At 59.2% G+C, this 24,879-nt stretch carries 19 protein-coding genes and 1 pseudogene; 9 read left to right on the top strand and 11 right to left on the bottom strand.

What is annotated here, in order from left to right; genetic code table 11:
- Positions 1-85 precede the first annotated feature (85 nt).
- Both FW800_RS17915 and FW800_RS17910 read left to right on the top strand, forming a co-directional pair.
- Positions 86-2,101, top strand: a complete 2,016-nt coding sequence (locus tag FW800_RS17915; RefSeq protein ID WP_446438146.1) for a hypothetical protein — start codon at positions 86-88, stop codon at positions 2,099-2,101.
- Between the two features lie 60 nt (positions 2,102-2,161).
- Positions 2,162-6,892: an RHS repeat-associated core domain-containing protein gene (locus tag FW800_RS17910; protein WP_446438145.1), complete on the top strand. Its 4,731-nt coding sequence runs from the start codon at positions 2,162-2,164 to the stop codon at positions 6,890-6,892.
- Between the two features lie 65 nt (positions 6,893-6,957).
- Here FW800_RS17910 and rhlB read toward each other — a convergent pair whose 3' ends face one another.
- A complete protein-coding gene (gene rhlB / locus FW800_RS17905) occupies positions 6,958-8,424 on the bottom strand; it encodes an ATP-dependent RNA helicase RhlB (RefSeq protein ID WP_248160948.1) in 1,467 nt (488 codons plus the stop codon).
- A 95-nt stretch (positions 8,425-8,519) separates the two neighbouring features.
- Positions 8,520-9,176 (bottom strand): alpha/beta hydrolase, encoded by a 657-nt coding sequence (locus FW800_RS17900; protein ID WP_446438144.1) that lies wholly within the window; start codon positions 9,174-9,176, stop codon positions 8,520-8,522.
- 346 nt (positions 9,177-9,522) lie between these two features.
- On the opposite strand from FW800_RS17900, the gene FW800_RS17895 reads away from it, so the two are divergent.
- The 6 genes and pseudogenes from FW800_RS17895 to FW800_RS17870 all read left to right on the top strand — a co-directional run bounded on the left by FW800_RS17895 (position 9,523) and on the right by FW800_RS17870 (position 15,288).
- Positions 9,523-10,554 carry an amino acid ABC transporter substrate-binding protein gene (locus FW800_RS17895; protein WP_032877669.1) on the top strand — a complete coding sequence of 344 codons (1,032 nt, stop codon included), beginning with the start codon at positions 9,523-9,525 and terminating at the stop codon, positions 10,552-10,554.
- Positions 10,555-10,626: 72 nt separating this feature from the next.
- Positions 10,627-11,808 carry an amino acid ABC transporter permease gene (locus FW800_RS17890; protein ID WP_446438143.1) on the top strand — a complete coding sequence of 394 codons (1,182 nt, stop codon included), beginning with the start codon at positions 10,627-10,629 and terminating at the stop codon, positions 11,806-11,808.
- A 10-nt stretch (positions 11,809-11,818) separates the two neighbouring features.
- Positions 11,819-12,916 carry an amino acid ABC transporter permease gene (locus tag FW800_RS17885; RefSeq protein ID WP_032877666.1) on the top strand — a complete coding sequence of 366 codons (1,098 nt, stop codon included), beginning with the start codon at positions 11,819-11,821 and terminating at the stop codon, positions 12,914-12,916.
- Positions 12,917-12,927: 11 nt separating this feature from the next.
- Positions 12,928-13,692, top strand: coding sequence for an amino acid ABC transporter ATP-binding protein (locus FW800_RS17880; RefSeq protein WP_005785051.1), 765 nt, complete (start codon positions 12,928-12,930; stop codon positions 13,690-13,692).
- Positions 13,693-13,877: 185 nt separating this feature from the next.
- A pseudogene (locus tag FW800_RS17875) lies at positions 13,878-14,033 on the top strand (GntR family transcriptional regulator); the annotation flags it as partial.
- Entirely contained in the window at positions 14,023-15,288 is a 1,266-nt protein-coding gene (locus FW800_RS17870) for a CynX/NimT family MFS transporter (RefSeq protein ID WP_148853487.1), read from the top strand. The pseudogene FW800_RS17875 and the gene FW800_RS17870, both read left to right, overlap by 11 nt.
- Here FW800_RS17870 and FW800_RS17865 read toward each other — a convergent pair.
- The 9 genes from FW800_RS17865 to FW800_RS17825 all read right to left on the bottom strand — a co-directional run bounded on the left by FW800_RS17865 (position 15,285) and on the right by FW800_RS17825 (position 23,632).
- A complete protein-coding gene (locus FW800_RS17865; RefSeq protein WP_446438142.1) occupies positions 15,285-15,929 on the bottom strand; it encodes a DUF1120 domain-containing protein in 645 nt (214 codons plus the stop codon). The two genes, FW800_RS17870 and FW800_RS17865, sit on opposite strands and share 4 nt — an antisense overlap.
- A gap of 25 nt (positions 15,930-15,954) precedes the next feature.
- Positions 15,955-17,094, bottom strand: coding sequence for a DUF1120 domain-containing protein (locus tag FW800_RS17860; RefSeq protein ID WP_446438141.1), 1,140 nt, complete (start codon positions 17,092-17,094; stop codon positions 15,955-15,957).
- A gap of 11 nt (positions 17,095-17,105) precedes the next feature.
- The gene (locus tag FW800_RS17855; protein ID WP_446438157.1) at positions 17,106-19,529 is read right to left on the bottom strand and encodes a fimbria/pilus outer membrane usher protein; all 2,424 of its coding nucleotides are present in this window, start codon (positions 19,527-19,529) and stop codon (positions 17,106-17,108) included.
- Positions 19,530-19,661: 132 nt separating this feature from the next.
- The gene (locus FW800_RS17850; RefSeq protein ID WP_032877660.1) at positions 19,662-20,366 is read right to left on the bottom strand and encodes a fimbria/pilus chaperone family protein; all 705 of its coding nucleotides are present in this window, start codon (positions 20,364-20,366) and stop codon (positions 19,662-19,664) included.
- Between the two features lie 32 nt (positions 20,367-20,398).
- Positions 20,399-21,082 (bottom strand): DUF1120 domain-containing protein, encoded by a 684-nt coding sequence (locus tag FW800_RS17845; protein WP_223017612.1) that lies wholly within the window; start codon positions 21,080-21,082, stop codon positions 20,399-20,401.
- Positions 21,083-21,085: 3 nt separating this feature from the next.
- The gene (locus FW800_RS17840; protein WP_446438140.1) at positions 21,086-21,706 is read right to left on the bottom strand and encodes a DUF1120 domain-containing protein; all 621 of its coding nucleotides are present in this window, start codon (positions 21,704-21,706) and stop codon (positions 21,086-21,088) included.
- Positions 21,707-21,721: 15 nt separating this feature from the next.
- Positions 21,722-22,342 (bottom strand): DUF1120 domain-containing protein, encoded by a 621-nt coding sequence (locus FW800_RS17835; protein WP_032877657.1) that lies wholly within the window; start codon positions 22,340-22,342, stop codon positions 21,722-21,724.
- A 33-nt stretch (positions 22,343-22,375) separates the two neighbouring features.
- A complete protein-coding gene (locus tag FW800_RS17830) occupies positions 22,376-22,993 on the bottom strand; it encodes a DUF1120 domain-containing protein (protein WP_103733363.1) in 618 nt (205 codons plus the stop codon).
- Positions 22,994-23,008: 15 nt separating this feature from the next.
- Positions 23,009-23,632, bottom strand: a complete 624-nt coding sequence (locus FW800_RS17825; RefSeq protein WP_148853496.1) for a DUF1120 domain-containing protein — start codon at positions 23,630-23,632, stop codon at positions 23,009-23,011.
- Between the two features lie 382 nt (positions 23,633-24,014).
- On the opposite strand from FW800_RS17825, the gene FW800_RS17820 reads away from it, so the two are divergent.
- Positions 24,015-24,833 (top strand): response regulator, encoded by an 819-nt coding sequence (locus FW800_RS17820; RefSeq protein ID WP_103733365.1) that lies wholly within the window; start codon positions 24,015-24,017, stop codon positions 24,831-24,833.
- Positions 24,834-24,879: the final 46 nt, after the last annotated feature.

Raw genomic sequence — 24,879 nt, 5'->3', positions numbered from 1 at the left:
ATCGAACTGTCAGATCTGACAGTTGTTTCGCCCCCCCTCTGCAGGTTCTGATGGTATCAGGGCTAACTTAATGAAGGGGTGGGACATGGTCGCGCAACCAAGCAAGTGCCGTTTGTCGAGGTTCAGCATCAGTCGTCCTGCCAATACGGAGGCGGCGAATGGGCTCTATGCCAACGGACGCCATCAGTGTGAAGTCCTCATTGACGTTATTAAAGAAGTTAGTGGCGCTGGCGACGAGTGGGTCCGTGTGCGCTTAACTGATGAGGAGCGCGCCAGTGTCACCCTTGTTGAATGGTCAGAACATGGCAATCAAACGCTCGCTCCCGGGTGGAGCTGCGATGTAGAAAAAAATCAATTCACTCTTGGACTTTGGCGGGACAAATCACAGCAGCAGGAACCGATCAACGACTTGGTAGAGCGTGTTGAGCGTTCCTCAGAGGCTCCTATCAAGCGCTACTTGCGTTGCGACCCGGGCGCACCCATCGGGCCAGCAGTATTTATGGCGTGTGTGACGATTGAAAGTTGTATTTACACAACTTACAGCTTCAGAGATGAAGCTGCTCTTGAGTCTTTTGTCACCCTTAGCCCGGTCCGTCCCATGAGCTGGGATGCAGACGATATGGATCTCTATGTAGATTATCTTGCCTACGCCAGTGCACCGCCTTATCGCACGTCAGTGGATGTTTACTACTGGACACCTCCAGGCGGCTTGTGGGTGGTAAAAAGCATGGGCTTTGATAGTCCGCTGAGTTTGCCTGGGGAGGGTAAGGATTTTCAGAGCGTTTTATCGTGGCATTCACCTCTTGATAACACTTCTTCAAGTAGGGTGGGGACATTTATAAATAAGGACGAGTTGGACTCGACACTTCATCTGCATGAGATTGATGCAGGGCTTCCTGCGCCATCGCCGAACCCCTTGATACCGTTTAACAAAAGACCGACTGTGCTGCGTGCGATCAGGTTGAAGTCTGAGCTGGTGCCTGCGAGTCGCGACACCAAGAGTTTTTGGCGGGTATTGGATAACTATGGCAATGAGCAAAAGTTTTTAGTGAAACAGATAGATTCAATGAACCTGCCTGGCGTTCCATTTTTTAAATTGACCGGTGAGATCGTTCGGACGCTGAGGGTCACTCATTTTAAAATCATGTTGCCCGGTGGCGGGACTTTTACCGATGAGCTCTATGCCAATAGTCGTCATCAATGCAAGGTGGTTGTTGAGGTTGCTATTGAACAGCGACAAACCGATGGGTATTGGCTGCCTGTCAGGCTTTCGGAAGCGGAGCGTAATGGCTTGACCGTTACGCTCTACTCGCCAAATGTCAATGAGCCGCTTCCAGAAGGTTGGAGCTGTGATAAGGAGAAAAACATTTACGATACGGGTCTCTGGCGTACACGTATCGATGAGGTAAGGCCGGATCAAAAAACAGAAGCCGTGACCGGGCACGCTCAGCGACAAGTCGAGATCGTAGATCGCTATTTACGTGTGGATCCGAGTGTGCCCATCGACGAGCGCAGATTCATGGCGTCTATCGAGATAAGTGGTGTGACTTACACGACTAACTACAGTGATGGTGATGTTGCATTTGACTCGTATGTAACGATTCGCGCAACACTACCCTATGCGTTGTCAACGAGCCAGCTTGTCGAGTATGTCGATAATGATGCTTATAGTGATAATCTGTGTGATGTCGATGTTTATTATTGGACACCCCCGGCGGGTTTGCGATTTCTTGTAAATAGAGGTCTTGACTCCCCTGCGTCAATTCCTGCTGAAGGATGGAATTTTCGCACCTCCTATTTTACAAGAAACAAGCAAAGTTCATTTACAAAGGGCGGAGTGGTGATTAATAAAGATACTGTTAATGCTTCAGTTTTGATAGGGGATGTTTTTAGCGGACATCCCAATCCATCCGGCGGCTCTGTCAGGTTTAATCGGCGATCGACAATAATGCGAGCTGTTCGTTTTTGTGGGGAATATAATATAACCGGTAGCAGAGATAATAATAGTGTTTGGCGCTTGTGGGATAATTACGGATGCGAACATGTTTTTAGAATTGAGCAGTTATATGACGGAGATAAGCTTGGTTTGACGGATGTTTAGAGTGTTGTGGGTTTTTGGTTTCTCTCATTCTGGATTCTACGTTAAGTATCGGAGTCAGATATGGATGTTTACTCTCAAGCCTTTAATTTCCGCTCTTACTTCGGAGGCGGAGTAGACCCACGCACCGGCCAATACGGTTGTCGAATTCAGTTGGCCACCTTATACCCGCAAGGCCCGCTGGAGGTCAGTAGAACGATCGCGCTGTCATTCTCCATGATGAACACCGAGTCGGGTGTTTATGGGACTGGCTGGCGGATCAGCAATACCGAGTTTGATAGCGCTCGTTCTATGCTCACGCTGCTTACCGGCGAGCAATTCAAAACCCAGAGCCTGCCCTCTGCGGGCGGAACACTGGTGATCAAGGATCGCAAGCTTGCCGACCTGGTGGTCCAGCGGCCCGATGCCACGACGCTTCATGTGATTTACAAGGACGGTACCGTCGAGATTTTGAAGCGTACGGGCAGCACCACGTCCTATCGTATTGATGCTATCCAGTTTGAAAACGGTGAGCGTCTGAAATGGGAGTACGCGCCGGGTGGTTCTCTTGAACGTATTCTGGATCATGATCAGCAAGTGCTGCTGTTGTTGACCTATTCCAATGGGCGCTTGGTACGTAGTGATACGCGAGTCGACGGAGGACGTTATGCGCGTATCACCTTCACCCAATCGAACGCTCGGGTGACCGGTTTCACCGCTCCTTATGACAGTCGCGAATCTCCTCCCGGCGCAGGCTATGTATTGGAGTACGGGCAAGCCTTTCGCAACGGCATGATTGCTATCCGTCGGGTGCGCTCACCGATGGGTGGCGACGAGTTGATCAACTACGCCGAAAACGGCCATCAGTATGCCAATGGTCAATACATCCCTCGCGTCACCAGTTGGGTCCATACACCCGCTGCCGGCCAGCCCGGCATGTCACGTACCTATAGTTACAGCCCAAGCAGGAATTTCACTGGCTATCCCTTTTCAGGCGGTTTTCGTGAGGGCGAAGACAACCTGTACCTGATAGGCAGTAAGTATGACTATTGGACGGAAGAGACCCGCATCGATAACACAACCCATGAGGCGCCGCTGAGCGTTACGCGTACCACCTACAACAAATTCCACCTGCTGGCCGAGGAACAGGTCCTGCGCGAAGGCACCCTGACTACCAGGACCATTGAATATAACGTGAGCCCAGGGCTCTTCCCGGACCAGCCTCCCAACCTCCAGCTGCCAAAAATTCTCACCACGTGTTACGCGTTGGTGGCGGGTGGTGCGGAACGGGTGGTCAAGCTCGAGAGTGAGACTGACGACTACGGTAACGAGCTAAGCCGTACTGAGGCCTCCGGGGTTCGCATCGAATACAGCTATTACCCGATCAAAGGCGAGGCGGGTAAATGCCCGGCCGACCCTCATGATTTGTTTCAGCGTTACGTCAAGCAAGAGCGCCTTATCCCCGCGGAAGGCACGCCTGCCGCCCGACTCACCGAGTACACCCATACCCGTGTGACACATATGGGTAGCAGCTACTTTGTCGTGCAGGAGTCGGTCACTCAGGCTGGTGTATTCAGCACACAGCAAACCTACTACGACACGCCAGCCGAGCTGGTTGGCCGGTTGAAAAGCACCACGTCTACCATTGATGGCCTGCAATTAGTCAGCAATTACGATTACACCGTCACCGGCGACACGCTGAGCGAAACTCGCCGGCTATTGGGGCGTGAGGGCCACTGGCTGGAGTCAGTGCGCACGCACTCTCTGGTCGACAGGCGCCTACTGTTGATGAGCCGGGACGGAGGGGCAACGCTGGTCACCGCGTACGATGTCGCAGGACGATTGACGGCGCAGACAGCCTCGCCAGGTGAGCCGCAGGAGGCCAGCCGTCGTTTTGTTTATCACTATGCAGCGTCAGGGAAACGCGCTCATTTGGTGATGACTGATGCGCAAGGCCGCAGTACCGTCACTTACTTCGACGGGGCAGGACGGCCAGTTGCCGAGGCATTGTTACTGGAGAATGGCGCAAAGGAGCAGCCCCTCGGGACCTGGCGCTACGATGCCCTTGGGCAAACGGTGGAACGGACTCATATTGATTATCTGCCGGATGGCGAGCGTGTATTGACCACCGGCTACGCTTATAACGCGTGGGGCAACGCCTGCCGTGTAAGCCGCGCCGATGGCAGCGTGGCGATCGATGAATATGACCCAAGACTGCACCTGCGTGTAACGGGGGTCGAGGGCGGCGAGCTCCTGGAAACCTATCTGAATGTTCACCATCAGCCGTTCCTGGTAAACCGGGTGGACGCCCTGGGGCAGGTCACTGAAGTGGAGTCATGCCTCTATGACGGCCTGGGGCGCTGCCTGTCACGGGCGGACGTGGACAAGCATCGCACCGTTTACACCTATGACCTGTTCGACCGCGTGTTGACCACCCTCCACACGCCCTCGGATGGCAGCCCTGCGCGGCTGCGCACGGTGGCCTATGCACATGGAACCAGCGAGTCGCTGCCCAGTTCAATCAGTATCGATGGCAAGCAGGTGGGATCGCGCACCTACGACAGCCTGGGGCGTTTGACTGCTCAGTCCAGGGGCACGGCACCCGCCACCACTTGGCACTATGAGACAAACTGGACCGAACCTGTCGCCGTGGTCTCGGGCAGTGGGCATCGTCAGCAATGGACCTACGACAAGCAGTTGAGCACACCAGGCACGGTCAAAATGGAGGGGCACACGGATAGGCAGTACCGGCATGATCCCGTCAGTGGTCAGCCGACCTATTCAGAAAGCGGCGCGCTCAAACATGAGTTATTCCATGATGTGAACGGCTACCCGGAAAAAGAGGTACAGACGGTCCTCGGTAGGCCGCAGACCACGCAGTATGGTTATTCAATCGGCGGGCGTATGTTGCAACACACCACGGATGATGGGCAGCGTAGCGACTTTGAATATGACTCCCTGGGCAGGGTTTGCACGATGACTGCTGGGACGGTAGTCATTGAACAGCGCTATGACATGTTTGCGCGACCTGATGTACTGACCACTCGCTACGCCGATACTGAGGTGGTCACACAGGTGAGTTACGACACCTTGGGGCGGGAGGCGCAGCGGCGCTTTTTGCACAATGGCGTGCTGCTACACGTCATGAGCAGCACTTATCATCCCAACAGCCTGCTGGCCAGTCGCATTGTGCGTGACGCAGCCTCTGAATTGGTGATGGGGGAGACCTTTACCTATGACGCCTTCCTGCGGCTCAAGACTTATGGCTGCGAGGGGCGTGAACATCCCCGGGATTGGCTGGGGCGCGACATTGTTGGGCAGCAATTTAGCTTCGACAGCCTGGATAACATCACAGGCGTCGTGACGACTTTCGCTGACGGCACGCAGGACATCAGCGAGCGGTTTTTCACCGACGCAGACCCCACGCGCCTGACCCGTGTGACCCACTCCAACCCGTTGCAGGATGATGCCCTGACCTATGATGCGGCGGGTAATTTGACCGGGGGGCCAGCAGGGCGAACGTACACCTATAACGGCTATGACCAGTTGACCTGCGTGCAGGAAGGTTCCCAGCAGTGCAGCTACCAGTACGATGCCGAGTCTCGACAAGTCGTGGCGACACGTGACAACGAAACATCGGTGGCCATGGTCTATGCGGGGGATCATCTGGATAGGTTGGTGCAGGGCAGTAGAAAACTGCGTTACTTCAATGCCGGGGGCCAGGTGCAGGCGCGTACCGGTGGCGTCGAGGGGCCGCAGCTGCATCTGAATGACGGTGCCGGTACCGTGCGCGGCGTGGTGGCGCCTGGGCAAGCGCCTGTACAGCGTCATTACGCTCCGTATGGCGAGGGCCAGGTTGTACCGCAGGACGGCAATGTGCGATCGATGGCGGATCTGCAACTGCCGGCGTTTAACGGCGAGCGTCTGGATGCGGCGGTCGGCCTTTACCATTTGGGCGCGCGTGCCTATGACCCGCGCTTGATGGTATTTCTTTCGGCTGATCCATTGGCGCCTTTTGATGAGGGTGGGATTAACAGCTACGCCTACTGCGCTGGTAACCCGATCAACCTCATCGACCCGAGTGGGCTTTTTCCAAAGTGGCTGGCTTGGGTGCTGACCGGGGCTGCGCTGGCCTTAACGGTGGTGGCGTTCAAGGTTGCAGTGGTCGGGATGGCGGCGGCGCTCGTTAAAGGGGGGGTAAAGGCGGCAAATATTCTGGGCGTCATCGCTACGGGCTCTAGCTTGGTAGGCGGCACGCTGGGGATTACAGGGCTGAGTATCGAGGCCGTCGACAAGCAAATGGGGTGGGACCGTTCGCAGCACATCAAGAACCTGGGATGGGCGTCTTTCGGGTTCTCCAGTGTTGGCGTCGTTGCCAGTGTCGGCCTTTCTGCCACATTGGGGGCTAAAGCTTTTGCAGCCGCAGCGGGCAGGTCATCTGAAAAGACCATTGGATTCTTCTCCAGCCCCCTCGGCAGCGGGCTCGTTGCGGCAGGCAAAAACGCGACGGGGTTGTCTTACTCGCTCGCTGTCCCCGCCAAGATAACCACTGCCAGTCAACTTTTCGGCGGTGCCCGCTCGGTACTCAGATGGACTAACTTCGGTCGTGGCTTGGATGCGCGAATCAAGAGCCTGCAAGCTCAGCCATCGGCCGACGACGAGCAGTCACAGCGCCAGCAGCAACCACAGCCGCGCCCCATAAGCCTGGGGCTGGCAGACATGCCGGGGAGCAGTTTTCAGTTCTATGGGGAATTTCGAAAAGAGACTGTGCGTATTCGTCAGCCTGTCTGGAGTGACCTGGGCGATAGTGACTGATCAGGACAAGACAGTGGGCGCATAAAAAATGCCAGTCAGGCTCGATGACTGGCATTGGTTCCACCTTACGGCCGTTTGCGTTCTACAGCTCGCAGCAAGTGCGTCGGCGGTGTCTCACAGCTGATCTTGCGCCCCAGCAGCGTCTCGATTGACGGCAACTGATACGAGTCATCCTCCCCGGCAAAGCTGATCGACACACCCGCCGCGCCTGCGCGACCGGTACGCCCGATGCGGTGCACATAGTCGTCCGGCACTTCCGGCAAGGTGAAGTTGATCACGTGGCTGATGCCGTCGATATGAATACCGCGACCGGCTACATCGGTAGCCACCAACACGCGGATCTTGCCTTCGCGGAAGCCTTCCAGGGTCTTGATGCGCTTGTGCTGCGGCACGTCGCCCGACAGTTGCGCAGCATTGACGCCGTCGCGCACAAGGCGTTCTTCGATGCGGCGCACTTCGTCCTTGCGGTTGGCAAAGACCATCACGCGTTCCCAGCCATTGTCGTTGACCAGGTTGTAGAGCAGCTTGTACTTGTCGGCACCGGCCACGGCGTAGATATGTTGCTCGACGTTTTCACTGGCAACGTTCAGCGCCTCGATCTCGACGATCGACGGGTCGGTGGTCCACTGTTTGGCGAGGTTCATCACGTCTTCGGTGAAGGTCGCGGAGAACAGCAGGGTCTGGCGCTCGGTTTTCGGCGGCGTCTGGCGAATGATCTGGCGCACTTGCGGGATAAAGCCCATGTCGAGCATGCGGTCGGCTTCGTCCAGCACCATCACTTCGACCATATCCAGGTGTACGTCGCCGCGCTGGTTGAAGTCCAGCAGGCGGCCCGGGGTGGCAACCAAAATGTCGCAGTGGCGGGCTTCGAGGTGCTTGAGCTGTTTGTCGAAGTCCATGCCACCGACGAACGTCATCACGTTGAGGCCGGTGTACTTGGTCAGGTCGGCGGCGTCCTTGGCGATCTGCACCACCAGCTCCCGGGTCGGGGCGATGATCAGCGCGCGCGGTTCACCCATGTAGCGCTCTTTGGGCGGCGGCGTCTGCAGCAGCTGGGTGATGATCGAGATCAGGAATGCGGCGGTCTTGCCGGTGCCGGTCTGGGCACGGCCGATGGCGTCTTTGCCCGCCAGGGTGAAGCCCAGCACCTGCGCCTGGATCGGCGTGCAGTACGGGAAGCCCAGGTCCTGGATGGCGTGCATCAGTTCCGGGGCCAGCTTGAAGTCGTGGAAGCGGGTTTTGCCTTCCTGGGGCTCGACGACGAAGTCTTCGAGTTTCCACGGGGTCACCGGCGGCTTGGGCGCGCGTTCGCGACGAGGTTTAGCCGCAGGTGCTGGGGCGGCCTCGGCAGGCGTTACCTGTTCAGGCGGCGTCACCGTGGGTTTTTTCGGTGAGGCGGCAGGCGTAGTCCGGCCAGGCTGTGGACCGTCATTGCGGTTGCCGGGCTTGGGGGCAGGAGCACTGGGAACAGGCGCGAGCGGCTCAGCCTCGCTTTTGCCGAACATCTTCTTGAGTGCTTTGAGCACGGTCATCTCATTAATTGGTTAAGGAATGTACGCCGGCCAGTGTAATGCAAGAATCGGGCGCGGCGTAGTGCGTCTGTCATACGGCTACATAAACGCGGGTTTCAGCGCAGGCGTTCAGCCAGCCAGGTGCCGATATCGCGTATCTCTTCGGGTAACACTTCGTGGCCCATTGGGTATTCCTGCCATGTCACGGTGACACCACGGCTCTTTAAATGCTCGTAGGCGCTACGACCCATGGCCTTCTGGACGACGTCGTCGTACTGGCCATGCAGGCAGAGGGCGGGAATGCGTTGCTGGCTGGCGGACAACTCCAGCTCATCGTCAAAGGTCGGTGCATACGTGGAGAGGGCAATTACGCCACCCAATGGACCTTCCCAGTGTTTGAACGCCGTGTGGAAAACCACTGCGCCACCCTGGGAGAAACCCGCGAGAAAAATTCGCGAAGCGTCTATTCCGGTTCTCTTTTGTGCCTCGATCAAATCCGTGACCATGTTGGCCGAGGTTTCCAGTTCTTCCAGGCTGATCGAACGTGCCGGGCTCATGGCCTTGATGTCGTACCAGCTCGGCATCTCATAACCGCCGTTGATGGTCACCGGGCGCATCGGCGCCTGGGGCAAAACGAAGCGGGTGGTCAGCAAGCTTTCCTGCAGCGCCTCGGCCACCGGCAGGAAGTCGTAGCGATCGGCACCCAGGCCATGCAACCAGATAACGCAGGCGTCTGCGGGCTTGGCGGGCTGAAGAATCAAGGGGTCGGTCATGTCTGCTCCATATATGTGCGCACGCTTGGATTGGGGGCGTCGGGACGGTGCGCGACAGGTTGATCTGTTAAGAGAATGTCGCAAGGTTGAATCTTTTACCACTGAACAGGACGGGCAACGACTCGGCCAGCACTCTGGTACGCGCCTTGCTATGTGTAGGTGGATGTCAGAACTCTCCTAGGGCGGTAACACTATCAGTGACTGCCGCCGGTGGGAAAGCAACTGGAATTACCGCAAAAACCTCATGCTGCTTGACCCCAAAAAAAGCCAACACGGGTCGATATCGCCTCATAAGGGTGCGCTGAGGTTGGAGCTTGGACACAACAAGAGCAACTGGAGGTATGTAATGAAGGTATTGAAGTCCACCCTGGCCATCGTCACAGCGGCGGCTGTACTGGGTGTCAGTGGTTTAGCCCAGGCGGGTGCCACCCTGGATGCCGTGCAGAAAAAAGGCTTTGTGCAATGCGGCGTAAGTGACGGCTTGCCGGGTTTCTCGGTGCCGGATGCCAGCGGCAAGATCCTCGGGATTGACGCTGACTACTGCCGTGCCGTGGCCGCTGCGGTTTTTGGTGACGCCACCAAGGTCAAGTTCAGCCAGTTGAACGCCAAGGAGCGTTTCACCGCGCTGCAATCGGGCGAAGTCGACATCCTGTCGCGCAACACCACCATGACCAGTTCCCGCGATGCGGGCATGGGCCTGAAATTCCCGGGCTTCATCACCTACTACGACGGCATCGGCTTTCTGGTCAACAACAAGCTCGGCGTGAAAAGTGCCAAGGAACTGGACGGTGCAACCATCTGCATCCAGGCGGGTACTACCACTGAGCTGAACGTTTCCGACTACTTCCGCGCCAACAACCTCAAGTACACCCCGATCACCTTCGACACGTCTGATGAAAGCGCCAAGTCGCTGGAGTCCGGGCGTTGCGACGTGCTGACTTCCGACAAGTCGCAACTGTTCGCCCAGCGCAGCAAGCTGGCGGCGCCGAAAGACTATGTGGTGCTGCCGGAAACCATTTCCAAGGAGCCACTGGGTCCGGTGGTGCGTAACGGTGACGACGAGTGGCTGGCCATCGTGCGCTGGGTGGGCTACGCCATGCTCAACGCCGAAGAGGCCGGTGTGACGTCGAAGAACGTTGAAGCTGAGGCCAAGTCCACCAAGAACCCCGACGTCGCCCGTCTGCTGGGAGCGGATGGCGAATACGGCAAAGACCTGAAAGTGAAGAAGGATTGGGTCGTACAGATCGTCAAGCAAGTGGGTAACTACGGCGAAATGTTCGAGCGCAACCTGGGCAAGAGCACCCCGCTGGAAATCGACCGTGGCCTGAACGCGCTGTGGAACAACGGCGGTATCCAGTACGCACCTCCTGTGCGCTGATCGCTGATGGTTCTATCACCCGGTGGGCCAACCGCCGGGTGATGTTCTGTTCCATTCCTTGCGGGGCATTCCATGCAAAATCTCATCGGCGCACCCAAGCAGAAGCTCAGCTTCAGCGATCCCAAAGTGCGCGCGTGGCTCTTCCAGATCATCACCATTGTGGCGGTGGTCTCGCTGGGCTGGTACCTGTTTCACAACACCCAGACCAACCTGCAACACCGGGGCATCACCTCCGGCTTCGACTTTCTTGAACGCAGTGCCGGCTTTGGTATCGCGCAGCATTTGATCGACTACACCGAATCGGACAGCTACGCCCGGGTGTTTGTGATCGGCTTGCTCAATACCTTGCTAGTGACGGTCATTGGTGTGGTGCTGGCAACCCTGCTCGGTTTCATCATCGGCGTGGCGCGCCTGTCGCCCAACTGGATGATCAACAAGCTGGCGACGGTCTATGTTGAAGTCTTCCGCAACATTCCGCCGCTGCTGCAGATTCTGTTCTGGTATTTCGCGGTGTTCCTGACCATGCCGGGGCCGCGCAACAGCCATAACTTTGGTGACATGTTCTTCGTCAGCAGCCGTGGCCTGAACATGCCGGCGGCGCTGGCGGCCGATGGGTTCTGGCCGTTTGTCGCCAGCGTGGTGGTCGCTATCGTGGCTATCGTGCTGATGACCCGCTGGGCCAACAAGCGCTTTGAAGCGACAGGCGTACCGTTCCATAAATTCTGGACGGGCCTGGCGCTATTGATTGTGATCCCGACGTTGTGCGGGTTGACCTTCGGCGCACCGCTGCATTGGGAAATGCCCAGGCTTGCCGGCTTCAACTTCGTCGGCGGCTGGGTACTGATTCCGGAACTGCTGGCGTTGACCCTGGCCCTGACCGTGTACACGGCGGCCTTCATTGCGGAGATCGTGCGTTCGGGCATCAAGTCCGTCAGCCATGGCCAGACTGAAGCGGCAAGCTCGCTGGGCCTGCGCCCGGGGCCGACGCTACGCAAGGTCATCATCCCGCAAGCCTTGCGCGTGATCATTCCCCCGTTGACCAGCCAATACCTGAACCTGGCGAAAAACTCCTCGTTGGCCGCTGGTATCGGCTACCCGGAAATGGTTTCGCTGTTTGCCGGCACGGTGCTCAATCAGACCGGCCAGGCCATCGAAGTCATTGCCATCACCATGAGCGTGTACCTGGCGATCAGCATCAGCATTTCCCTGCTGATGAACTGGTACAACAAGCGCATTGCGCTGATCGAGCGGTGAGGAAACGCCCATGACTACGCATACGTTCAAACCTGATATGCCACCCCCGGACAAAGTCTTCGGGCCGGTGGCCTGGATGCGCGCCAATCTGTTCTCAAGCTGGCTTAACACGCTGCTGACTTTGCTGGCGATCTACCTGGTGTACCTGGTGGTGCCCCCGATCCTGCATTGGGCGATTCTGGACGCCAACTGGGTCGGCACCACGCGCGCCGATTGCACCAAAGAGGGCGCCTGCTGGGTGTTCATCCAGCAGCGCTTCGGGCAGTTCATGTATGGCTATTACCCCGTGGACCTGCGCTGGCGCGTGGACATGACGGTATGGCTGGCCATCATTGGCGTGGCGCCGTTGTTCATCTCGCGTTTTCCACGCAAGGCGATCTACGGCCTGGGCTTTTTGCTGCTGTACCCGATCATTGCCTACTGCTTGCTGCATGGCGGCGTGTTCGGGCTGAGCAACGTGGCGACCAGCCAATGGGGCGGCTTGATGCTGACCCTGGTGATCGCCACGGTGGGCATCGCCGGCGCCTTGCCGTTGGGCATTGTACTGGCGTTGGGACGGCGTTCGAACATGCCGGCGATTCGGGTGGTTTGCGTGACCTTCATCGAGTTCTGGCGTGGCGTGCCGTTGATCACGGTGCTGTTCATGTCATCGGTAATGTTGCCGTTGTTTCTGCCCGAGGGCATGAACTTCGACAAGCTGTTGCGTGCCCTGATCGGCGTGATTCTGTTTCAGTCGGCCTATGTGGCTGAAGTGGTGCGCGGTGGCTTGCAGGCGATCCCCAAGGGGCAATACGAAGCGGCTGCGGCGATGGGCCTGGGTTACTGGCGCAGCATGGGTCTGGTGATCTTGCCGCAAGCCTTGAAGATGGTGATACCGGGCATCGTCAATACGTTCATCGCACTGTTCAAGGACACCAGCCTTGTGATTATCATCGGCCTGTTCGACCTGCTCAACAGCGTCAAGCAAGCCGCCGCCGACCCCAAATGGCTGGGCATGGCCACTGAAGGCTACGTGTTTGCCGCCCTGGTTTTCTGGATTTTCTGTTTTGGTATGTCGCGCTATTCCATGCATCTGGAACGCAAGCTCGACACCGGCCACAAGCGTTAGGAGTTGTTTTAATGAGCCAAGCAATCAAACAGCCGGTGAGCCCTGAAGGCATTATTCAGATGCAGGGCGTCAACAAGTGGTACGGCCAGTTCCACGTGTTGAAAGACATCAACCTCAACGTCAAGCAGGGCGAGCGCATTGTGCTGTGCGGGCCGTCGGGCTCGGGCAAGTCCACCACCATTCGCTGCCTCAACCGCCTGGAAGAGCACCAGCAAGGCCGCATCGTGGTCGATGGCGTGGAGTTGACCAACGACCTCAAGCAGATCGAAGCGATCCGCCGTGAAGTGGGCATGGTGTTCCAGCACTTCAATCTGTTCCCACACCTGACCATCCTGCAAAACTGCACGCTGGCGCCGATGTGGGTGCGCAAGATGCCCAAGCGCAAGGCCGAGGAAATTGCCATGCACTACCTTGAGCGTGTACGCATTCCAGAGCAGGCCCACAAGTTTCCGGGGCAACTGTCCGGCGGCCAGCAACAGCGTGTGGCCATCGCCCGTGCCTTGTGCATGAAACCGAAAATCATGCTGTTCGACGAGCCGACCTCGGCACTCGACCCGGAAATGGTGAAAGAGGTTCTGGACACCATGATTGGCCTGGCCGAAGACGGCATGACCATGTTGTGCGTGACTCACGAAATGGGCTTTGCGCGCACCGTGGCCAACCGCGTGATCTTCATGGACAAGGGCGAGATTGTGGAGCAGGCGGCGCCGAATGACTTCTTCGACAACCCGCAGAATGACCGGACCAAGTTGTTCTTGAGCCAGATACTGCATTGATCAATGGTTGAACACATAAACCCGGCCTGGTGCCGGGTTTATTGTTTGTCGGCTAGCAAGCCTTGAGCGCCTCTGGCTTCGTGTTGACGATATGAGTGAGACCGCGCAAATACCTTGGCATAGCCACTCTACTGCTTCTTTTGCTACCCAGGCACTCTGGTGCGTTGCCTTTGCAGGCAACTGCGAATAGCCTCGTCGGCGCCCAGTTACGTCAGGCCCTGAACATCTCACCGTGTCGCCAGGCTGTATTCGAGCTGCATATCGCCTTGCTCGACGCGGTAGAAAACCAAGACCCCGAACGTGCCAAATCCCTCTGCCGGCAGTTGATCAATGAACCTTGAAGCCAAACGTACGACTGAACTCGAAGAACTGTTGATCGACGCCGAAGCCGATGACGAGGCCGTTCAGCAGGCCCATCCGCGGGTGGTTCGCCCGTGGCTCCTGCTGCTGGGCCTGGTACTGGTGGCGTTGAACCTGCGGCCGGCGCTGTCGAGCATGTCGCCACTGCTGGCTGAAGTCTCCAGCAGCCTTGGGTTATCTGCGGCCAAGGCCGGGTTGCTGACCACTTTGCCGGTCTTGTGCCTGGGCCTGTTCGCGCCCACTGCGCCGATCCTGGCCAGACGTTTTGGCGCCGAGCGCGTGGTGCTGGGCATTCTGCTGACCCTGGCCGCGGGGATTATCCTGCGCAGTTCGTTCGGTGAAGTGGGGCTGTTCGCCGGCAGCCTGATTGCCGGTGCGAGTATTGGCATCATTGGCGTGTTGCTGCCGGGCATCGTCAAGCGCGATTTTGCCAGGCAGGCGGGCGCCATGACCGGCGTCTACACCATGGCGTTGTGTCTAGGGGCTGCGTTGGCTGCGGGAGCCACGGTGCCCCTGAGCCAATATTTCGCAGACAGCTGGGCCATCGGTCTGGGGTTCTGGGTTATTCCGGCGTTGCTGGCGGCCTTGTTCTGGTTGCCACAAGTGGGGCAAAAGCACGGTGCCCATCAGGTGGCTTACCGGGTCAGAGGCTTGCTGCGTGACCCGCTCGCCTGGCAGGTGACTTTGTACATGGGCCTGCAATCGTCCCTGGCCTACATTGTGTTTGGCTGGTTGCCGTCAATCCTGATCGGACGTGGCCTGAGTGCTACCGAAGCCGGGTTGGCGCTCTCAGGCTCCATCATCGTGCAACTGCTCAGTTCCCTGGCCGCACCGTGGTTGGCCACCCGAGGCAAGGACCAGCGCCTGGCGATTGTGGTGGTGATGCTGCTGACCCTCGGTGGCCTGTTCGGTTGCCTGTATGCGCCGCTGGACGGTTTATGGGGCTGGGCGATTCTGCTCGGTCTGGGGCAGGGCGGCACCTTCAGCCTGGCGCTGACTTTGATCGTGCTGCGCTCGCGTGACGCTCACGTCGCCGCCAACCTGTCGAGCATGGCCCAGGGTATCGGTTACACCCTGGCGTCAATGGGCCCGTTTGCGGTTGGCCTGGTGCATGACTGGACCGGCGGCTGGGCGGCTATCGGCTGGATCTTCGCGGTGATCGGCCTGGGCGCGATTGTCGCGGGTCTGGGCGCCGGTCGTGCGCGCTACGTACAGGTCACCAGCGAGAAGCTCTAGAGGTAAACCACTTCCAGAGTGGCCGAACCATCGAGCGGGGTTTCCACGCTCAGGTCCAGGTTTTGTCGAGCATTGATCACCGTCTGCACGGTGACGGTGCTCAGCATTAAACCGATGGCCGCGGGCCCGCTGACACTGCCCTCCACATCGGTAAAGCCCAGGTAGCTCCTGGAGCCGATGTCGATGGGGTTGAGGTTGGACGTGCGCCACGCCAGTCCCCCGGTAGTGGACTCGGTGCCGTAGATCTGCGCAATGTTGCCGGCCTGGGTCTGTCGTGGGTCGAAGGTCATGGAGTAGACCCCCAGGCGATTGCCGCTGATATCGAACCCCAGGCCGTAGTAAATCTCGCTGTCGACCATGGCCGAGCCGTCGCGGTTGTCGCGCATGCGCAGGGCAAAGCGAACCGTGCCCGTGCAGGCGATGCCGACGGTCAGGGTCTTGACGGGCAGGCGCGTGGCGGTCGCCAGGTGCAAGTCCTGTTGGGCAATCTTGCCGTAGTCAATCAGGGCGCCGCCGGGGAACTGCGGCAAGCAGGCGGAGGGAGTGATCAAGCCTTTGACACTCAGGTCCATCGCCGAGGCGGCTAGCACAGAGGGCGTGCTGGTCAACAGCAACAGACTGGTAAAGAGGCGGGTTTTCACGGGACGAGTTCCTCACAGTGACGGGTCAGGGGTAGACGATTTCGATAGTGCCGGAACCATTGATATGCACCACCTCGCGAAGATCCAGGCTTTGCATGGGGGCAAGGTAAGACTTGAGACGCATCGTGCCGGTCAGGGTCTGGATGGCCACCGGGCCGGTGGTGACGCCCATCGTGTCGGTAAACCCCAGCAGGCTGTTGGCGGCCATGGGGATTTGCCGCGCGGTGGAACTGCTCCACGCCACGCCGTTGCTGGTGGAGTCGGTGCGGTACAGCGCGGGCAAGGTGTCGGCGCTGAATTCGGCCGGGTCGATAGTCAGGTAAAATCGCCCGATTTTGTTGCGACTGGCATCCAGGTCCAATCCATAAGCGGTTTCATCGGTACCGCCCGTGGCCGAACCGTCGCGGTTGTCTTTCATGCGCAGAGCAAAGCGGATCGGCGCATCGCAGGTCACACTCAGGCGCAGTGTGCGAATGGGCAGCGGTGTTTCAGTGGTGGCATTTAGGTCTTTGGCATACAGGGTGCCGTAGTCCACTACGCCCTGGTCGGATAATGTCGGCAGGCAGGCGATGGGCGCAAAGTGCGCGCGCACGGTCAGTTCCCGGTAGCGTCCGTTTTGTGCGCTGTACAACATCCCGGAAACTTCCCAGGTGGTGTTGTCGCGCACTTGAGTGGCAGCGGGGTCGGCCCAGGCGCGCAGCGTCAGTTGCAACGACAGGGTGTTGCCCCTGAGCACCGCACCGTGTGCGACCGGCGCGATGCCATGGCCGGAACGCCATTCCAGCACCGCGCCATTGGCCACGGGCGCCTGGCCCGCAGCAGGTAGCAGCCCCAACTCTACGGCGCGACCATCGAGCACGGCGTTGCCGGCTTCGATGGCATAGCTGCCATGCGGGGTAAATTGCAGGCGCTGCGGGCTAGCGGCCAGTGCGCGATAGAACAGGCTCAAATCTTGCGCTTGCGGACAGTTGATGGTCACGCTCAGGCGCCGCTCGCCAAGCAAGCGCTCCAGCGCACTGTCGCTTTGTGCCAGGCGGCTCATCAAGCCGAAATCGATCAGGGATTCGCTGACATTCAGTTGGCATTCTTCCAAGGCGTGGGCGGTGCCGGCCCCGCCGATCAATAACCACAGGCACAGTTGGCGCATACATGTTGCGAAGGGCATGACGGGGATCCTCAAGGCGCGTGGCAACGCGCGGGAGCAGTTTCGAAGTACACCGTGGGGTCGGCTTTTTCCGGCAGGGAGTAACGCAATTCGCATCGACCGCCATCGGGTGTGGTTATCCACAGCGTCGATTGGTCCAGCACGTTGGGTAGAAACACCTGGCTGGCGTCCTGCACCAAGGTGACGAACTCGCCGCTGGCGCTGCTGACTGAGGCTCCGGCAGGCAGAGGTGTACCCTGGTCGGTGCTGACGGTGAGCAATATGCGACGGGTCAAGCTGATGCCAAATTCGACTCGGTCAACGGCGCCGCGTCCGGCCGAGATCATCGCCAGGCCATTGTTGATGTCGGCATTGCGCGGCAGTGAACGTGTCTGCACTTCCACTGGGCTGCGCCCGTAGGCGGCGACTTGCGGCACCACGGCCTGGCCTTGCCAGTCGGTCCACACCGCGCCGCTGGGGGTACTTAGCTTGATGCCACTCATATCGCCGACCGACACCAGGGCAAAGGTGTCGCGCACCGGGTAGGGTGAAAAAGTCACGCCGTCGCCATGTATCACCACACCGCCGCGAGCGCCGCCTTGATAACTGGAGCGTTCGGCATCAGCGCGGCTGTAGCTGAAATCGAGCTGGCTGTAACGCGGCAGTACCGAGACGCCCAGCGTGGTTTCCACTTGATGGTCGCTGCTGTCGTGTTCGGCGCTGACGCGATAGCTGAGTTGGTCGTCGATCTGTTCGGTGAGGCCCAGGCCGGTGCGGTTCTCACCGCCGGAATTGCGCACCCAGCTACGTAGCCGGCGACTTTCGCCAAACGGCACGCTGATATTGAGGTACACCGCGTTGTCCTGTTGCTGGCTACCGCCCATTTGCCACTCGGCACTGGCCGACAGTGACACAGCGCCGATGCTCGTGCCCCAAGAGGCCAGCGCACGGCTGCTGCTATCGCCAGCGAAGTTGGCCGAGCGCGCAACCCCGGCGCTGAACGCACCCAGCAGCGGATGCGACCAGCCCAGGTTGAGGCTTTGTTGGTCGCGATAACGGGCGTCGCGGTTGCTGTCATCACGCTCATACGTGCTTTCTTCAAGTTCGCGATAGCCGATGCTGCGCCAGGAATTGGCGGCGCTGATCGACCACTGCTCGCCCAGGCGCTGGGACCAGGAAAGGTCGGTCTGTACGCCCGAAACCTTTTCCCACGCCTGGGTGTTGGACAGCTGTGTGGACAGTTGGATCTGGCTGTCCACCCACGGCAACCAGCCCAGGCTGGCGCCCACCGAGCGGTATTCGCTGGCTGCCAGTACACCAGTGCCCAAGGTCAACTGCGGGTGCAGCGCACCGGTCCAGCCGCCACTGACCACCCACGGATCCTCGCATTTGGCGTCGCCCACATTCCGCACCCGGCCCGCGGCCACGGAGTAACCCGGTGCTGGCAACCCAAGGCCGAGCATGGCCGCCGGTACGGTGAAGCGCCGCTCACTCCCGGCGCTTTCCTTGACCGTGACCTCGACGTCCGAGCGCGTATTCAAGCGACGTACATCGGGCAGGGTAAAGGGGCCTGCGGGCACGACGGTGGAGTGAATCAACGCACCGTTCTGTCGTACCTCCACCTGGGCAGGGCTGTTGGCAATGCCCTGGATCAGAGCACCCTGGCCCTGTTCTTGAAGGGCTTGCTCGGTAAGCACCTGCACCCCGGTAATCTGCGCGCCGGACAGTACCGGGTTATACAGGTTGATTTGCCCAGCTTGCAGCACCGCCTGGTGGCTGGCGAAGGTGCGCTGGGCATAGGCTTGCAAGTGGGTGCTGCGTGACAGGCCATCCTGCCAGGTCTGTACTTGGCGGCTGCGCACGATCCAATCGCCGGCATTGAACCCCACCTCGGTGTTGGCCGAGCCAAAGCGGCTGGCGTCATCGCCGAAGCGGTTGTAGAAACCACTGAGGTCGTAGTTGAGCAGCCCGGCAAACCCGCCGGTTTCGTACCCCGAGATATCCTGCTGTATGGGGCGCAGCGCCTCGGTGGGTACCACCAGTGACACCGTCAGCGTCGCCGGGTCCGGTTCAACCAGGGTTTGCGGATATTGCGCAAGAAAATCGTGACAACCTGCCGTTTCATTCGGGATCACCAGGTTGGCGGCGTCCAGCAATGCGCGGTCGAAGCACGGGTTGCCTTGCTGATCGAAGGTCACGTCCAGCCGGCCGCGTCGCTGACCATTGACCCGCAGATTGACCGTGTGTTGCCCGGTGGCGAAGCGCGGTGCTGCCAGCAGCAGGCTGGCCAGCTGTGGATCAATGCCGCGTTGATGCAAGGTCTGGGCGTCGAAGCTGGAGGCGCTGGAGTTTTCGGCCCATGCCTTGGCGGGCATCAGCGCGCACAGCAGCAACACCAGCGGCAAGGTCGAGTTGGCAGGGATGTCGGGCACGGCTTCGCCGTCACGGTAACTCAATACTGTTTTCACGCAAGGTACTCGAGTAGTGAACGCGCGGGCCCCGTGTGCCCAGGCGTTCTGGTGACGGTCAATGAGCCGTCACTTCGTTATTCAGGCGGCGGTCAGGGGTGCGACGCCTGCGGTTTTCAGTCAGAGGGTGATCGGTGCGTCGTAGGCTTTCACCGCAAAGCCGTACACAGTGGCCGGCTGCAACCTGACCGTGTTGGCCTGCCCGCCGCTGGCCGGCACGCTCAAGGCTTCGCCGGGCAGCACGTAAGTGCGCGGCAGCATCGCCCTGCCGTTGCCGGGCAACAGCAGCAGTTCCTGCGCCAGGCGCACTACATAGGGCGTGTCGTTACGTACTTGCAACTGGCCGTCGCGCAAGGTCCAGGTCAGGTCGGTCCAAGGCGTGCGGTTGGGGGCAAGGCCTCTGGGATGCACGATCACTGGCAAGTTCTGGCGCACGGTCACGCCCACGCGGGCATGCCCGGCGGCGGTCGCGGCACGGCCTTGGGGCATGCCTTCGAACACTGCGCGTTTAAGCCGTTGGGTGAGCAACGGCTTCCGGTTTTGCAGGATGAAGCGCACCAACTGGGATTTAGACGCCTCGACCCGTGACAGCGGCGGTGTCACCACCAGCAGCGGCTCGGTGTCTTCCGGAATATCCTGCAAGGTCACATGCAGCAGCGCGAGTTGGCTGTCGGTGTTGGTCACCGACACTGCCGCTTCGCCTTCGGCTTCGAACACGATCACCACGGAGGTGTCCGGTACCATCCCGTCGGCTTTGACTTGATTGCCGAGTATCAGCAGCAGGGCGATAAGGCCGACAGCGGTGTTTGAGAATGTCGTCGTCATGACGGGTTTTCCATTAGGCCAAAAGGTATCGGTCAGAGGTAACGCAAATCCAGGACGATGGAGCCGTCGAGGGGGACTTCCTGGTCCAGCGTCAGGTACTGCGAAAAATTGATGGCGGTGACCACCTGAAGCTCCGCGGTCAGTTGGCTGATGAAGTCCGGTTGACGGTCGCCCAGCAGTGCAAAGGCCATATAGGATCTTGGATAGGCGTTGGGGTCCGGTGACCAGGTTTCCCCGTTGTTGGTGGAGGCCAATACCTGCATGGGCTGCGCATCGCCCACTACGTTGCGATAGGACAACGCTACGGAGCCGAGACGCTCCTCGGGGGCGTGGATGTTTCTGCCCAGTCCGTAGAAAAAGTCGGGGGCCAGCGAGGAGTCGGCGCGATTGTCGATGCCTACCAAGGCAAACAGCATGGGCCTGGCGCAGAGCACATGCAGTTCGAGTAGCTGGCTGGGCAGCACGGTGAACTCGTCTACGTTGAGGCTATGTGCGGGGATCTTGTCATGCTCGATGATGCCGTCATTCATCAGCTCGATGTGGCAGGCATCCGGTGTCACCCGGCCGGTCACCGTGAGGTCGACGGTCGAGGCTGCGTGGGTATCGGTCATCGCGGCCAGGCCAAGCACGATGGCCACGTTTCGCCCCCATGCCGTGAGCACGCGCAACGCCAGGCGCAGCCCATGCCTGCCGGCGTTCGAGGGGTGGGCGGCCATGGGTTACAGGTACTTCACTTCAAGGGTGGCGGAGCCGTCGATGGTCACCTCATTGCTGAGGTCCATGCCGGCAGTGCTCATGATGAAGGTCTGCACTTGCAGATCGACCAGCAGGTCTTTGACAGGTAGCGGCTGGCTGTCGTCATCCATTGCGGCGATCGACATGTACAGGCCCGGATCCCAGAACTTTTCTTTGAACCAGGTATTACCTTGGTCGGACGATGCAATGGGTTGCACCACTACACCATCCTCGGCCAGTGGATTGGCAAGCGTGAGGCTGTATCCCCCCAGCTTCTGGGTGTCATTGATAAAGCCCAGGCCGTAACTCGAAGAGATAGCTGAGGATGCACGGTTATCGATCGAGTGCAGGGCGAATTGGATCGGCGCATCGCAATTGACGGCCAGGATCAGGGTATGGTTGCCAATGACTGTCGGGTTGTCAGGTTTCAGATCTTTAGCGGAAATCTTGCCATGGTCGATCACACCTCCACCGGACAGGCTGGGTATACAGGCGCTGGGCACGATCAGCCCCTTGACGGTCAGGTCGACGCTGGAGGCAGCGAAGGCAGTGGCTGAGTTGAGCAGAAGTACGCTGGCGGCCAGCGTGGTCAATCGAATATTCATCGGGTCTCCTTATCCTTAGAGGTAATTGACTTGCACGGTGGCGTGACCGTCGATAGGCACATCGTCGGTCAGTGTCAGGTTGCTGGCGGGCGCGATGTGAGTGATCAGGCGGATCTCGGCCTCCAGCTTCTGGATCGCAATCGGTACCACGCCGTCGTTGTTGGCGACCGCTGTCAGCACGGTGTGGCTGAGCATCACGGAGGGCATCCAGGTTGCGCCGCCATCCCTTGAGACGATGGTGCGTACCGGCACGTCGTCGGCCACCGGCTGGTAGAGGCCAAGCCCGGCATCACCGACTTTTTCATCGTTGGGGGTCATGCCCAGGCCGTGCCAGCTGAAGTGGCTGGCGGTGGTGCCGGCGCGGTTGTCGATGGTGTTCAGGGTAAAAAACGTCGGCCCTTCGCAATGCACGCTCAAGAGCATGGTTTCTCGGGGCAGGTCGGTGTAGGTGTCGCTATTGAGATCCTTGACCGACACCTTGCCGAAGTCGACATTGCCACCGCCGGAGACCTCTGGCGCGCAGGCGCTTGGCGTGATGATGCCTTTGACGGTGAGGTCCAGGCTGCTGGCGGCCAGTGTGAGAGGCGAGATGGTCAACAATAGGACGGCCAGGGGCGTGGCTCTTAAGTAAGTCATCGTTTGAACCTTCCTTAGTACGAAGATGATGGGTTACAGGTACAGAACTTCAAAAGTTGCGGAGCCGTCCAGCGCCACTTCGTTGGCCAGGCTCAAGCCGTTGGCGGGTGCAATGGCGGTGTGCACGGTGATGTCCATGAGCGCGTTCTGCACGGGGTGCGGGGCCCAGCCGGAATCGGCACGGCTGCCCAGGGCCACCAACATATCGTCTTGCAGCGGGTCCTCCGGATAGAGCGGCGCCCAGGGGCGCTGTTCGTACTGGTAGAGCAAGGTCGAAGGTGTTTCGGCGACGGGGTTACTGAACATCAGTTGGTACCCGCCGAGCTTTTCTGTGCCGTTGGCTACACCCAGGCCGTAGGCGCCAAACGTTGAGGAGCCGGCTCGGTTGTCGATGGGCTTGATGGCAAACAGCGTCGCCGCCTCGCAATTCACGCTCAGTTGTAATGTCTGGTCCTCAAGCCAGGTATGGCTGTCGAGGTTCAGATCTTTTGCTGCGACTTTTCCATAGTCCACAGCCCCTGGCAGGTTCGGGGTGCAGGCACTCGGTGTGATCAAGCCCTTGACGGTCAGGTCCACGGAGCTGGCAGCGAAAGCGGATGACGTCATGGTGAGCAACAGCGCGCCGCTCAACAGGGGCAGGCGGGGCTTCATCTGGGAAACGTCCATTTACAGGTACTTCACTTCAAAGGTCGCGGAGCCGTCGATTGCCACTTCGCTAGTCAAGGTCAGGTTTCTTGCAGGTGCAATCAAGGTGTGCAGCGTCATGTCCATGAGCGCGTCTTTGATCGGGTGGGGGGCCCAACCGTTCTCACCGCGGCTGCCCAGCGCCACCAGATCGTTGGGGGCAATGACCTCATCCGTAAGGAGGTCTGTCCATCGGCCCTCGGAGTTGTACATTGCAATCAGGGTGGATGGTGTTTCAGTGACGGGGTTGCTGAACGTCAACTGATACAGGCCGAGCTTCTGGGTTTCGTTGATCAAGCCCAGGCCAAAGGCGAAGCCGGACGCGGCGGAACCGGCTCGATTGTCGACGGGATGGATTGCAAACAGCGTCGCCGCGTCGCAATTGACGCTCAGTTGCAGGGTCTTTTTCTCAAGCGGCGTATAGCTGTCTTGATTCAGATCTTTTGCGGCGATTTTTCCAAGATCGACGTCACCCGGCAGGTTGGGTGTGCAGGCGCTGGGCGTGATCAACCCTTTGACAGTCAGGTCGACGCTGCTGGCGGCGAAAGCGGATGACGTTATAGCGAGCAGCAGGGCACTGCTCAGTAGGGATACAGAGGTCTTCATTTCAAATTGTTCCATTACAAGCTGGCAGATTGAGGCCCGCCAGGGCAACGCCCGGTCGTGTGTGGGCGGGTGGTTGCCTGGAGGCGATCTCGATTTTTTTGCGCTTGCCGGGGAGTGGCAAGTCGTCCCTCTTTGGGGTGGGCACAATCTAGCGAGGGGGGCGCGCGGGGGAAATACAACTAATACGACATTGGCGGGGGGGGCGAAGGACGTGCCGGGAGAGGGGGGCGGTGGTGCTTTTCGTAGTTGTTGTATCGACTCGGTCAGGCTCAAAAGATTATAGATATCCCCTGAATGGGTATTTGCTACATGAGAGGTCTCAAGGGCTATTGCACCAGTGCCGGAGATTACTGCCGGATCAATAGTCACGATAGAGGTACTGATGGGTTCGCTGGTAGGTTCAACAGCAGGAGCGAACCGCAAATTGAAGCCGCAAGGTGCCCCCCCGCTTCATTGGCAGCAGTTGAGCGTGCTGGTGGTGGAAGACCATTCAGCCTACCGCCTGTTGCTGGGTTGTTTGCTGCAGAAACTGGGGTTGGGATACGAATTGGCCGACGATGGGTACGTCGGGCTGGCGGCCTTTGCCAGCCGGCCCTTCGACTTGGTGATCAGTGATTGCCAGATGCCGTTCATGGACGGCTACAGCATGGCTCGCGCTATTCGCCAGCATGAGTGCGACAACGGGCAGAGGCGAGTGCCGATCATTGCCTTGACCGCCAACCTGCAAAACGACAGCCCCCAGCGTTGCCGCGACGCCGGTATGGATGCCTGGCTGCTCAAGCCATTGACCCTTGAACAGCTGCACGCCGTGTTGGCACGCTGGCTGCCGGGCGTGGATGACGCGTATGTCGTCCAGAAGGCTGTTGCGCCGCTCGCCGGCTGGCCAACCCGTGCCACGTTGGTCGCCATGTTTGGCAGCGAGCGTATCGTCGATCAATTGTTGGAAACCCTGTTGTTCGAGGCTTGGGAAGACCACCGCGTGTTGCGCCATGCCTGCTTGACGTTGAACTCGTCACTGACGGCTGAGCGCCTCCATCGATTGGTGGGCAGCCTGGTGTTTTTGGGCGGTACTGGCCTTGAAGCCAGCGCCGTGAAGCTGATCGAACAGGTCCAGTCCCAGGGTGTTGCTGCGCACAAGGTGCAATTGGAGTTGTTCCTGGCGCGCTTGTTCGTCTATCTCGAGTACCTCTCTGAAGTCTGAGAGGTAGTGTTGGCGCAGAGCGTTTTGCAATCCGTTGATCTTGTCT

This window comes from Pseudomonas sp. 910_23, from assembly GCF_052850795.1.
Note: the sequence above shows the minus strand (reverse complement) of the source record. Positions and strands in the feature narration are given on the sequence as shown.